This is a genomic window from Micromonospora sp. NPDC023956, from assembly GCF_040639195.1.
GTDB lineage: Bacteria > Actinomycetota > Actinomycetes > Mycobacteriales > Micromonosporaceae > Micromonospora.
The window spans coordinates 43442-55756 of record NZ_JBEZZN010000002.1; the positions used below are offsets into that span (position 1 = coordinate 43442).

Below are 12315 nucleotides of genomic sequence, written 5' to 3' on the forward strand. Positions count from 1 at the left end.
CGGCCGCCCGCGCGACCGGGCCACGCGAAACGAGGTTCAGGCGTGACCAAGCAGATCCGCCAACTCGACCGGGTGGTCATCCGGTTCGCCGGTGACTCCGGCGACGGCATGCAGCTCACCGGCGACCGGTTCACCTCGGAGACCGCGCAGCTCGGCAACGACATCTCCACGTTGCCGAACTTCCCCGCCGAGATCCGGGCCCCCGCCGGCACCCTGCCCGGCGTCTCCAGCTTCCAGGTGCACTTCGCCGACTACGACATCCTCACCCCGGGTGACGCGCCGAACGTCCTGGTCGCGATGAACCCGGCCGCCCTCAAGGCCAACCTGCACGACCTGCCCCGGGGCGCGGACATCATCGTCAACACCGACGAGTTCACCAAGCGCAACCTGGCCAAGGTCGGCTACCAGAGCAACCCGCTGGAGGACGACACCCTCGCCGGCTGGGTGGTGCACCCGGTCGCGCTGACCTCGATGACGGTCGGCGCGCTCGCCGACCAGGCCGTGTCGAAGAAGGACGCCGAGCGGGCCAAGAACATGTTCGCCCTCGGCCTGCTCTCCTGGATGTACTCCCGGCCGTACGAATCCACGCTGCGCTTCCTGGAGCGCAAGTTCGCCAAGCGGCCCGAGCTGGTCGCCGCGAACATCGCCGCCTTCAAGGCCGGCTGGAACTTCGGCGAGACCACCGACTCCTTCTCGGTGCGGTACGAGGTCAAGCCGGCGAAGATGCACCCCGGCACCTATCGCAACATCACCGGCAACGCCGCCCTCTCGCTGGGGCTGGTCGCCGCCGGGGTCCGTTCCGGGCTGCCGGTCTTCCTCGGCGCGTACCCGATCACCCCGGCCTCGGACATCCTGCACGAGCTGAGCAAGCACAAGCGCTTCGGCGTGGTCACCGTGCAGGCCGAGGACGAGATCGCGGCGGTGGGCGCGGCGCTCGGCGCGTCGTACGGCGGGGCGCTCGGCATCACCACCACCAGCGGCCCGGGTGTCGCGCTCAAGAGCGAGACGATCTCCCTGGCGGTGGCGCTGGAGCTGCCCCTGGTCATCGTCGACGTGCAGCGGGCCGGCCCGTCCACGGGCATGCCCACCAAGACCGAGCAGGCCGACCTGAACATGGCCCTCTACGGCCGGCACGGCGAGGCCCCGGTAGCGGTGATCGCACCGAAGTCGCCCTCGGACTGCTTCCACGCGGCCATCGAGGCGGCCCGGATCGCGCTGACCTACCGCACCCCGGTGCTGCTGCTCTCCGACAACTACGTCGCCAACGGCTCCGAGCCGTGGTTGCTGCCCGAGGTGGACTCCCTGCCCGACCTGCGGGTCGAGTTCGCCACCGAGCCCAACGGCGAGAACGGCACCTTCCTGCCGTACCTGCGTGACCCGGAGACGATGGCCCGCCCGTGGGCCATCCCGGGCACCCCGGGCCTGGAGCACCGGATCGGCGGGCTGGAGAAGGCCGACAAGACCGGCGACATCTCCTACGACCCGGCCAACCACGACTTCATGGTCCGTACCCGGGCCGCCCGGATCGAGACCATCCCGGTGCCGGAGGTCGAGGTGGAGGACCCGGACGGCGACGCCCGGGTGCTGGTGCTCGGCTGGGGCTCGACGTACGGGCCGATCGGTGCGGCCTGCCGGGGGCTGCGGCAGCGCGGCCTCTCGATCGCCCAGGCGCACCTGCGGCACCTCGCCCCGATGCCGGCCAACCTCGGCACGGTGCTGCGCTCCTACGACCGCGTCGTCGTCCCCGAGATGAACCTCGGCCAGCTCGCCCAGGTGATCCGGGGCCGCTACCTGGTCGACGCGATCGCGTACAACCAGGTCCGGGGTCTGCCGTTCACGGCCGCGGAGCTGGAGACGATGCTGGAAGAGGTCCTGAAGAATGTCTGAGCCCGTCGCCCTCAAGCTCACCGCCAAGGACTTCAAGTCCGACCAGGAGGTGCGCTGGTGCCCCGGCTGCGGTGACTACGCGATCCTCGCCGCCGTGCAGCAGTTCATGCCCGAGCTGAGGATCCCGCGCGAGAACATCGTCTTCGTCTCCGGCATCGGCTGTTCCTCGCGCTTCCCGTACTACATGAACACCTACGGGATGCACTCGATCCACGGCCGGGCCCCGGCGATCGCCACCGGCCTCTCGGTCAGCCGGCCGGACCTGTCGGTCTGGGTGGTCACCGGCGACGGTGACGCCCTCTCCATCGGCGGCAACCACCTCATCCACGCGCTGCGCCGCAACGTCAACCTGAAGATCCTGCTCTTCAACAACCGGATCTACGGGCTGACCAAGGGGCAGTACTCGCCCACCTCCGAGGTCGGCAAGATCACCAAGTCGACCCCGGCCGGCTCGGCGGACGCGCCGTTCAACCCGATCTCGCTGGCACTGGGCGCGGAGGCGTCCTTCGTCGGCCGCACCATCGACTCCGACCGCAAGCACCTCCAGTCGGTGCTGCGGGCCGCCGCCGAGCACGAGGGCTCGGCGTTCGTGGAGATCTACCAGAACTGCAACATCTTCAACGACGGCGCGTTCGAGCAGCTCAAGGAGCCGGCCACCCGGGACGACTTCCTGATCCGGCTGGAGCACGGGCAGCCGATCACGTTCGGCGCCGAGGGCCGGTTCTGCGTGGTCCACCCGCCGGGCGGCTTCGGTCTGGAGGTCCGGGAGACCGCGTCCACCCCGGCCGAGCAGATCGTCGTGCACGACGCGACGGTCACCGACCCGGCCTACGCGTTCGCGCTGAGCCGACTGCCCAGGCCGGACCTGAGCAACACCCCGATCGGCGTGTTCCGCTCGGTACACCGCCCCACCTACGACAGCGTGGTGCAGACCCAGGTCGCCGAGGCGAAGGCCGCCGCCACCGAGACGCCGGAGCAGCAGCTCGCCGGCCTGCTCAACAGCGGCGACACCTGGACCATCCTCTAGGTCGTCACGGAACACGACGAAGGGGCGGTCCCGTCCGGGGCCGCCCCTTCGTCGTACCGTCAGGAGGAGGTCGTCGCCGCCTGCGGCCGGTCGTCGCGGACGTAGACCAGCATGTCGCCGGTCTCGATCACGGCCCCGGCCTGGTCGGAGAGAGTGACCACCTTGCCCCGGCGGACCAGGGCGATGACCAGCGACTCCAGTTCCCGGGGCGAGCGGCCCACCTCGGCCCGTTCCGCCGACCGCATCGCCAGCGCCATCCCCTGCCCGGGGGTGAGCAGGTCCTCGACCACGTCGATCAACGGTGGCGCGGAGGTGGAGAGGCCGAGCAGCCGGCCGGCGGTGGCGGAGGAGACGATCACGTGGTGCGCGCCGCTCTGCTTGAGCAACGGCGCGTTCTCCGCCTCCCGGACCGCCGCGATGATCCGGACCTGCCCGGCGGTGAGCTGCCGGACGGTCAGCGCCACCAGCACGGAGGCGTCGTCGCTGTCGGTCGCGATGATCACCGCCTTGGCGGTACGGACGTGCGCCTCGTTGAGTACGGTCGACCGGGTGGCGGATCCCTCGATGGCCACCAGTCCGGCCGAGGTGGCCTGCCGGATCGCGGCGCCGCTGCGCTCCACGACGACGATCCGGGACTTGTCCAGCCCGTTCTCCAGCAGGGCGGAGACCGCGCTGCGGCCCTTGGTGCCGTAGCCGCAGATGATGACGTGGTCCTTCACGGTTCTCCCCCACTGGCTCAGCCGACGGCCGGTCCGGTACTGCTCGGTCAGGACTTCCAGAGTGGTGCCGACCAGGATGATCAGGAAGAGCACCCGGGCCGGCGTGACGAAGAGGACGTTGATCAGCCGGGCCGAGTCCGAGGCCGGCGTGATGTCGCCGTAGCCGGTGGTGGAGAGCGAGACCACCGCGTAGTAGAAACAGTCGAGGAGGGTCAGGCCGTCCTCGTTGACGTCGCGGTAGCCCTCGCGGTCCAGGTAGACCGCGCCGACCACGGCACAGACCAGGGCGACGGCGGCGGCCAGTCGCAGGCTGAGCGCACTGAGCGGCCCCCGCCGCTGCGCGGGAAAATGGATCACCGTCGGGTCCGACCTGTCTCCGCTGCCACCTGCACGTGCACAACATAGCCGGTACGCCGGAGACCGGCCGTGCAGGTGACGACCCCGCCGGGGCGGGCCGGGTAACCGCAACCGGCGGAAACCGGCACAATGAGCAGGGTCGGCTACCGCACCGCCGACGAGGAGGCCGGGATGTCGTTGCTACGACGGGTGATCGGTGGGGTCCTGCGCCGGCTCCGGGTCCGGCAGGGGCGCACCCTGCGCGAGGTCGCCGAGGTGGCCGGGGTCTCGGTGCCCTATCTCTCCGAGGTCGAGCGGGGGCGCAAGGAGGCCTCCTCGGAGGTGCTCGCGGCGATCTGCCGGGCCCTCGGCATCCGCCTCTCCGACCTGCTCGAAGAGGCCCGTGACGACCTGCGCCGGGTGGAGCCACGGACCCCGGTCGCGCCGCCCCGGGTCCCGACCGGTCGGGTCCCGACCGGTCGGGTCCCGACCGGTCGGGTTCCGGCGGGTCGGGTTCCGGCGGGTCGGCGGGTCCTGCCGGCCGGCCGACCCACCCCGGCCGCTGGGCGCCCCACCGCGGTCACCCGTCCCGCCCCGGTCACCCGTCCGGCGGCGGGCGGATCCACCTGCCCCACGAACCGGCTCCCCGACGCCCGGCTGACGACCGGTCGTCGTCCCGCCCTGACCACCCGCCGCCGACCCGGCTCCCCCGCGCGGGTCACCCGGGCCCTGCGGAGCGGCCCCGGGCAGCCTCACGTCCTGCTCGCCACCGGTCCCTCGCCACGCTGCTGACCGGCTTCTGCCGTCGGCATATCTGCCGCCGGCAGAAACCCTCGGTCGACCGCCCGCACCGCCGGCACGCTGGACGGGCCGGTACACCGGGTGGTGAGCGCCGCCCGCCGGCGAATACGCGGGGAGGCCGACGGTGACGATCGATTACACGGTACGCATGGTGGAGGTCAACCAGCCGCCCTTCGGCGACCAGGTCTTCGAGCGGCTGCTGCGGGAGCGGATCGTCTTCCTCGGCACCGAGGTGACCGAGGCGTCCGCCAACCAGGTCTGCGCACAGATCCTGCTGCTCGCCGCCGAGGACGCCGAGCGGGACATCTTCCTCTACATCAACTCACCGGGCGGCTCGGTCAGCGCGGGGCTGGCCATCTACGACACCATGCGCTACGTCCGCAACGACGTGGCCACCCTGGCGCTCGGCTTCGCCGGCTCGATGGGGCAATTCCTGCTCTCCACCGGGACGGCCGGCAAGCGGTACGCCCTCCCCCACTCGCGGATCATGATGCACCAGCCGTCCGGCGGCTTCGGCGGCACCGCCGCCGACATCACCATCCAGGCCGAGAACATGTTGTACGTCAAGCGCACCATGCAGGAGTTGATCGCCCGGCACAGTGGCCAGTCCTTCGCCGACATCGTGCGCGACTCGGACCGGGACCGCTGGTTCACCGCCGAGCAGGCCCGGGAGTACGGCCTGATCGACCAGGTGCTGGAGCACGTCGCACAACTCCCCACGACCTGACCGTTCCCGTCCGGCCGGCACGGGGCGGCCGGGTAGGAACGGTCCGACCGACGCCGCCGCCCGCCACCGTACGGGCGGCGGCGTCCCGCTTGAGGGATCCGACTCCCACCAGCACTCACGGACAGGTGGTGGCGCGGTCACCTTCCGCTGTACGGCAGCATGGTCATCCCCCGTCACGCAAGGAGTTGCACCGATATTTTCTTAGTCCGTTTCATCGGACTGTCAGCTACACGACAGTGAAAAGTCGACCCTTGTGCTAGCCGCCCGGCGGGAGGATGCTCTAACGGTCGAACGGCGCAGCGCCGCCCAAAAGAGGCGGCGCCCGGCTGGCACCGGACGCCGCATCGACTCGACCGCACGCAACGGAAGGAGTCGTGTTGACTGTAGCCCCTCAAGGGCCAGACATCGAGACGCCGGATTCCGAGGACGAGACCGAGGCCGACCACGACGGACGGCACCGGCTCATCCTGGCGTACATCAAGGCGCTCAGTCCCATCATCGCCGCGATGGTCGCCAGCATCGGAACGCTGGTGGGCATCCTGGCCCGCTGACCAGCAGGCCCCGCGTCCCCTGGGGACGCGGGGCCGTTCCGTCTCCGCCCGGACACCGGGGTCGTCCGCACCCGGACCGGGGTTTCCACCCGGACACCGGGGTCGTCCACACCCGGGCCGGTGTTTCCAGCCGGACACCGGGGACGGCACGCACCCGGACCGGTGGTCCCGCCCGGGTGGGGAGGGCTCCCGGACAACGGCCGGGAACCCTCCGCGTCACCGGACCTACCGGGGTGCCCCCAGGACGGAGGGCAGCAGCTGCACGTCGTCCCGGTCGACGAACATGATGCGGTGACCGAACTGGATCTGGACGTACCGCTTCTCGCCCCGGATCACGGTCCAGTCGCCCGGCGCCGAGCCGTCGAAGGTGGTCGACCGGTAGTACTCGCTGTCCAGCACGTTGCCGACGGCGTACCGCTGGCCCGCCGAGAGGGTGTACTGGAGCGGCGAGATCGTCTGGTACGGCACGCCCGCCGGGTACGCCGCCTCCTCCGGATACGCCCGCCCGTACACCGGAATCGTCGCCTTCCCCGGCTTGGGGACGGCGACCAGACCGACCGTCCACTTCGCGGTCGGCGCGCTCGCCGGGTTGTGGAACCACGCCTTCTGCCCGAGGTACCAGATCGCCGTCCAGTCACCTTGCCGGTCCGCGACCGCGTACGTCTGACCGGTCGACGCCCGCGCGCCGTAGTCGGAGATGTGCATGGTGTTCGGCGTCCCGTCCGGACGCAGGGCGATGTCGTTGACCAGCGGTGCGTCCTGGCTGGGCGCGCTGCGCAGGATCACCGAGGACGAGCCGCGCGAGGGGCACGGCACGCCGGCGGTGACACAGCCGGTGAAGGCCGGCCGGTTGGTGGCGAAGTCCGGCTCGATGCGGACCAGGCCGGTCCGGTGCGTCCCGGTGTTGATCTCCGGTGCCTTCATCAGCTCGAAGTAGTGGTCCCAGTCCCAGTACGGTCCCGGGTCCCAGTGCATGCCGCGTACGTTCGCCGCGACCGTGCCGGGGACGTTGTCGTGGCCGATGATGTGGTTCCGGTCCAGCGGGATGCCGAGCCGGGTGGCGAGGTGCCGCACCAGCTTCGCCGAGGTCCGGTACATCGCCTCGGTGTACCAGGTGCCCTGGGCGGCGAAGCCCTCGTGCTCCAGCCCGATGGCCTTGGAGTTGACGTACCAGTTGCCGGCGTGCCAGGCGACGTCCTTGGACTTCACGTGCTGGGCGATGTGCCCGTCGACCGAGCGCAGCGTGTAGTGCCAGCTCACGTAGGTCGGGTCCTGGACCATCCGCACCGTGCCCGCGTAGCTGCCCTCGGTGTCGTGGATGACGATGTACTCGATCTTCTGCCGGCCGGGCCGGTCGGAGAGGTCGTGGTTGCCGTAGTCGCCGGCACCGAGCTCCTGGTAGGGGGCCGGGATCCACTCGCACGAGATGTCGTCCGGGCACTCCAGGCCGTCCGGGCGGGCCAGCTTGCGCAGCCCGAGCTTGTCCAGCCAGGACGTGACCGGGACCAGGTTCGCGTGCGCGGCCAGGGTGATCCGCTGGCCGTCGTCCGTGGTCCGACTGGCGCCCTCCCGGATGGTCCGGTACACCTCGTTGGCGAAGGCGGCCGCCGCGTCCGCACTGTCCGCGCCGGCATAGCGGGCCACCGCGCCGTACCAGGCGGCCGGGTCGCTCGTGCGCCCGGTCGGACCGGCCAGTTCCCGCTGGTACGACGCGAGCAGCGCCGCCCCGCCCCGGATGTTGGCGACCGGCTCGCCGCGCAACGCCTGCTCGCTGGTGCCGGTGAGGGTGGCGGCGGCGTCGAGGGTCTGGAGGGACGCGGCCGGCGGCGCGTCCCCGCCCGAGTCGACCTTGCGCGCCGGCCGCGAGTCGTCGCCGCGCGGGTCCTCGTCGTCGTCGTGGTGGTTGCCGCCCGGCAGGGACACCACGTACTCGGCGTCGGTCAGGTGCATGGGGCCGTAGCCACCGCTGGTGCTGGGCGTGCCGGCGTTGGTGTCCCACCGGGACTGTAGGTAGGAGACGCCGAGCAGCACGCTCTCCGGCACGCCGTATTCCGCCGCCGCGGCGGCGTACTGCTGCTGCCGGGTGACGGACGCGTCGGCGACGGCAGGGGTATTGGTGAGGGGAACGATCGCCGTGGCAGCAGCCACGACGGCCGCGAGCAGGATGCGTCTGCTCGTCGGGGGCGTCACGCTGGGCATCGAGCCTCCTGGTCGGATTGATGACTCCGAGGCTCACCCTTACCCGGTAATCAGTTCGGGTCAATACCCTTCGGCGTACGACCTCGCGACGAAGGAAATCTTCAGTCGCACCCGGGACGGCGGGTAGCCGCTCCGCGACGGCGGGACCTGACGCGTGCCACCACCATGACGACCACGAGGCCCACGAGCAGGACGACCGAGCCGGCCACCAGGGGGTTGACGAACCAGGGCACCAGGTCCGGGCCGCAGGTGGTGTCCCGCAGGGGCCACATGCTGTGCGTCCCGTCGGCCGGCCCGTCGTGCCCGTACCCGTAGCGGTCGGGCCGGGCGATCCCGCACCGGTCGTCGGCATCGGTGAGCAGACCGAACGTGGTCGTGCCCAGCCCGTAGCCGTAGGCGGCGAGAGCCGTCGACGCCGCCACGGCGATCGACAGCCGCATCGCCCTCGGTCGTGCGCTCCGGCCGTCCTGGAGGGCGAACGCCGCCCGCACCGCCAGGACGACGGCCAGCCCCGCCGGCACCGGCCAGGCCAGCATCAGCAGCACGAGGCCGGCGAAGAGGACACCCACGAGCGTACGCATGGCGCCGGACACCCTACCCGCCCGTCGGAGCGGCAACCGGCCGTGGGACCTGCTGTGGCTCCATCGCCGCCGCAACAGGTCCCGCCGTCGCGTGCGTCAGGCAGCGACGTATCCGTTGAACACGTGGACCCCGTCGTAGGCACCGCTCGAGTTCGCCCGGTTCGTGCTGAAATACAGTTTGCCGCCGCTGAGGCCCACACCTTCGATCTCGAACTTGGACGAGTATTTCGACGACGTGATGCGGAAGGAGAGGTCAGTGGCCGCGGGCGCGGTCCCCGTCGTCGTCGGCGACACGTTCCGGTAGACGAGCACGATGCTGCGGTTGTCCTTGGTCAGCGGGTAGTAGAGGACCTTCTTGCCCTCGTCGTAGAAGAACCCCTGGTTGGTGAAGGTCCCCAGGTCCGGCACCGTGGCACCGTTGACGAGAGCGCCCTCGACCTGCAGGCTGAACGCCTTCGTCAGGTTGATGGTCCCGGACGAGGCGCGCAGCGGGAGACTGCCGTTGTAGATCGTCCTGCCACTCTTGAACATGAACGTGATCGTCGTGCCGGTGACCGAAACCCGGTTGATCCCGGACGGCGTCGACACCGCCCCGTTGAGACGGACCTGGTACGACCCGGCATGGTAGTAGGTGGTGCCGTCGTAGCGGAGCCTCACGAGCTGCGCGCCGCTCGATTTCATGGTGACGATGAACATGTGGTGCTGCCCATCGATGTCGACGATCGTCATGTCGTTCCCGTGCCCGAGCCAGGGGTTGGTCGACGTGTTGTTCGTGCCGTTCTTCATCACCACTCGGTCACCGGTGCTCTTGTTGACACGGTAGATGACGGAGACGTCGTCGTAATTGGTGCGGTTCTTGATCGAGTAGAGATAGGTGGCGCCGGCGGCGAAGCCCTGAACCCCGGTGCAGCAGCTGGTATCGGGTGTGCTGGCGATGTCGGTGTACGTATTGTAATAAGCGGCGTGAGCCGCGTTTCCGGACAGGACCAAAGAACCAATGACCACCGCGACCATGATCGCCAGTCGTCTGCCAAAATGCATATTGCCCTCCTCGGACTCCCGACGACCCGGGGCCGAGCGCCCCACAGGTCGTCGAGTGCAGGCTATTGCGCCACGGTAGGGCGGTCAAGGCAACGACGGGAGTCATTGTAGTCGCGCGAAACGATATCCACGACGCACTGGGAATTCCTGCGAAACGCTGCGGGTCCCGGCCGGAGACCAGGGCAGCCGGTCAGCGGCGGCCGGTGGCCAGGGTGACGAGGTACTGGCCGCCGCCCGCGTCGACGCTTGCGGTCACCGGCAATCCGGGCACCAGCCGAGAGAACCGGTCGATCAGCCAGTCCGCCGCCTCCTGGGCGTCCCTCTTGCTCGGACAGCGGGCCACCAACTCGCGGCCACCCTTGCGTTCGAGTCGCTCGGCGACGGTGATCAGCGGCGCGGGCTCCACCACGTGCAGCCGGTCCGGCCAGGCGATGACCACCTTGACCGCACCCTTGCGGGTGTTGCAGGCGCGATGCGCGAGTCGCTCGACGACCTTGGCCTTCCTGTCGGCCGTACGGCTGTCGACGCTCGGGCCACGCGGGTCGTTCACCGACATGTCGGCATCGACCGGCTCGTCGCACACCCAGCACCGCCAGCTGTCACGCCTTGCGACGTCATCGAGGAGACTCATCCGAGCAAACTAGCCTGTCAGCCCCCGGCTGGCGACAATCCTGACCGCAGCGAGCGCCACCAGTCCGAAGGAGGGGTGCAGGGGATCGCGCTCCTGCCCCGTCCGTCTCGACTCACGGCGCTGTACCGCGCGATGCCGATGACAGCCAGGACTCCGGAGGCCGCCCGCAGAACGGGGCCGCAAGCGCGGGAGGCAAGCCGTGGAGCCGACCCCTGCTCTGGAAAGATCAAGACTTCTGTCGGCCGGCGTCGCTCACTGCCCATGGCCTGCTCGCCGTGTCGTCTCTCGTCGGCCGCGGACCGCGTCCGTCGGCCGGCTTGGCTGTACGTATGGCTGTCCAGCCAAGCCTTGAGAGCAGGGAATAGGAGTTCTGTCTCTCGATGGAGCCCAGCCACCCCGGGTCGGTGCGCGTCGTTGAGACTCAACCGCCGGCGCTGGGGCGCCCGAGCGTCTTCAGGTTGGGCAGCGACCGTTCCGCCAGCACCACTCCAGCAGCGCTGTACGCGACCAAGACCGGCGGATCGACGCTCTCGTTGGCGAGATACCAGAAGAAGAACAGCTCCTCGGCGCGGACGGCTGACCGTACAGTGCCGTCGGGCAGTCGCAGTTCCGCCCGTACCGCATTACCGGCGGCCGCCCACATCGTGTGTATTCCCTGACCGTCCGCCGACCCGCCCATGCTCCCGAATGACTCCTTGCCCTGGTCGCCGTCAGCACACTGCCCACCGGCGAGCGTGAAACGTGTCGGGGCTGGCCGGTCGAGGTCACCGGGTGGCTCGAACATCGGAGCGATGCAGGTGGTCCCGCCCTGGCTCTTGGCTGACCAGACGGTCAGCACAGTGCCGTCGGGGCCCGGGGCCTGGGCAACTCGTCGTGCTGTCTGGACATCCACCAGGCCGCCGGTTTCGCTAGCCCAGAACGACAACGGCTTGGTGAACGACTCAGGCAGCAGTCCTCCGGCGGCGGCGACGCTCGCACCCGACACGACAAGCCCGGCGGTCAACGCGGCGGTGAGCACGACTCGTCGCCTGCGCGACCGTTGAGGTGCCTCCGGCGGTTCGGCGGCGGTGGCGATCAACAGACGTTCCAGCGCCGCTTTCCTCGCCGAGGCAGGCCAGTGATCATCGATCGTGGTAACCGGCCTGAGTTTCTGAACGATGATCATCGCGTCACGATCCGTGGTCACTTGGTGCCTCCTGCGAGTGGCTGTGGACGTTGGGCGGCGTCGGCGTGGGGCGGCGCATCCGGCTCGCCATCAACGCGCAGTCGCCGCCGCGCCCTGAACAGACGCACGTGGAACGCCGGGAGTGAGCAGCCTGCCGCTCGCGCCGCCTGCTCCGGGGTCAAGCCGTCCCAGGTGATCAGCAGTAGCGCCTCCCGCTCCTTGGGGGTCAGCGCCGCCAACTGGGTCAGTACGGTTGCGCGCTCCGTGGCGAGAACGTCCGCGGCGGCCGCCGGCTCCGCGACCTGCCGCAACCGTTCTAGTTCGACGGCCACCCGCGCCTGCCGACGTCCTGACCGACGCAGGTTGGAGATGGTGTTGCGGGCGACCACGAGCAACCACGGCAAGGGTTCGTCCGGGATGCTGGCGAGCTTCCGCCATGCCACCAGGAACGTCTCCGACACCACATCCTGCGCTGAATCGGAGTCAACATGTCGCAACGCGTACGCCATCACCCGTGGTCCGTGCTCGGTCCACAGCGCCACGAATCGCTGTTCATACCGTTCAGCCGCGTGGTCTTCTCTCACACCACGTAGTGTCCGACCACCCTCCGAAACTTACGGCGACAAACTCCGAGAGGTCGAACCGGTGCA

12 protein-coding genes are annotated in these 12315 nt (G+C 69.8%); 5 read left to right on the top strand and 7 right to left on the bottom strand.

The features are described 5' to 3' along the window. The first annotated feature begins 42 nt into the window (after nt 1–42). Nucleotides 43–1887, top strand: a complete 1845-nt coding sequence (locus AB0F58_RS02635; RefSeq protein ID WP_357136907.1) for a 2-oxoacid:acceptor oxidoreductase subunit alpha — start codon at nt 43–45, stop codon at nt 1885–1887. After that, the gene (locus AB0F58_RS02640) at nt 1880–2914 is read left to right on the top strand and encodes a 2-oxoacid:ferredoxin oxidoreductase subunit beta (RefSeq protein ID WP_357136909.1); all 1035 of its coding nucleotides are present in this window, start codon (nt 1880–1882) and stop codon (nt 2912–2914) included. The genes AB0F58_RS02635 and AB0F58_RS02640 overlap by 8 nt, the downstream gene beginning before the upstream one ends. A 59-nt stretch (nt 2915–2973) precedes the next feature. Here AB0F58_RS02640 and AB0F58_RS02645 read toward each other — a convergent pair whose 3' ends face one another. Further along, the gene (locus AB0F58_RS02645) at nt 2974–3990 is read right to left on the bottom strand and encodes a potassium channel family protein (protein WP_357136911.1); all 1017 of its coding nucleotides are present in this window, start codon (nt 3988–3990) and stop codon (nt 2974–2976) included. Between the two features lie 171 nt (nt 3991–4161). Between AB0F58_RS02645 and AB0F58_RS02650 the strand changes: the two genes are divergently transcribed. From AB0F58_RS02650 to AB0F58_RS02660, 3 genes are all read left to right on the top strand, one after another. Beyond that, the gene (locus tag AB0F58_RS02650) at nt 4162–4761 is read left to right on the top strand and encodes a helix-turn-helix domain-containing protein (protein WP_357138626.1); all 600 of its coding nucleotides are present in this window, start codon (nt 4162–4164) and stop codon (nt 4759–4761) included. A 157-nt stretch (nt 4762–4918) separates the two neighbouring features. Continuing rightward, nucleotides 4919–5497 (top strand): ATP-dependent Clp protease proteolytic subunit, encoded by a 579-nt coding sequence (locus AB0F58_RS02655; protein WP_357138628.1) that lies wholly within the window; start codon nt 4919–4921, stop codon nt 5495–5497. Nucleotides 5498–5874: 377 nt separating this feature from the next. Continuing rightward, entirely contained in the window at nt 5875–6048 is a 174-nt protein-coding gene (locus AB0F58_RS02660; protein ID WP_357138774.1) for a hypothetical protein, read from the top strand. Nucleotides 6049–6273: 225 nt separating this feature from the next. Here AB0F58_RS02660 and AB0F58_RS02665 read toward each other — a convergent pair whose 3' ends face one another. The 6 genes from AB0F58_RS02665 to AB0F58_RS02690 all read right to left on the bottom strand — a co-directional run bounded on the left by AB0F58_RS02665 (nt 6274) and on the right by AB0F58_RS02690 (nt 12249). Next, nucleotides 6274–8247: a peptidoglycan recognition family protein gene (locus AB0F58_RS02665; protein ID WP_357136913.1), complete on the bottom strand. Its 1974-nt coding sequence runs from the start codon at nt 8245–8247 to the stop codon at nt 6274–6276. Between the two features lie 101 nt (nt 8248–8348). Next, nucleotides 8349–8828 (bottom strand): hypothetical protein, encoded by a 480-nt coding sequence (locus AB0F58_RS02670; RefSeq protein ID WP_357136916.1) that lies wholly within the window; start codon nt 8826–8828, stop codon nt 8349–8351. 96 nt (nt 8829–8924) lie between these two features. Continuing rightward, entirely contained in the window at nt 8925–9842 is a 918-nt protein-coding gene (locus AB0F58_RS02675) for a hypothetical protein (RefSeq protein WP_357136918.1), read from the bottom strand. 217 nt (nt 9843–10059) lie between these two features. Then, nucleotides 10060–10500 (bottom strand): hypothetical protein, encoded by a 441-nt coding sequence (locus AB0F58_RS02680; RefSeq protein WP_357136921.1) that lies wholly within the window; start codon nt 10498–10500, stop codon nt 10060–10062. A 421-nt stretch (nt 10501–10921) separates the two neighbouring features. Continuing rightward, the gene (locus tag AB0F58_RS02685; RefSeq protein WP_357136923.1) at nt 10922–11686 is read right to left on the bottom strand and encodes a hypothetical protein; all 765 of its coding nucleotides are present in this window, start codon (nt 11684–11686) and stop codon (nt 10922–10924) included. After that, nucleotides 11683–12249: an RNA polymerase sigma factor gene (locus AB0F58_RS02690; protein ID WP_357136925.1), complete on the bottom strand. Its 567-nt coding sequence runs from the start codon at nt 12247–12249 to the stop codon at nt 11683–11685. The genes AB0F58_RS02685 and AB0F58_RS02690 overlap by 4 nt, the downstream gene beginning before the upstream one ends. Between the last annotated feature and the right edge of the window lie 66 nt (nt 12250–12315).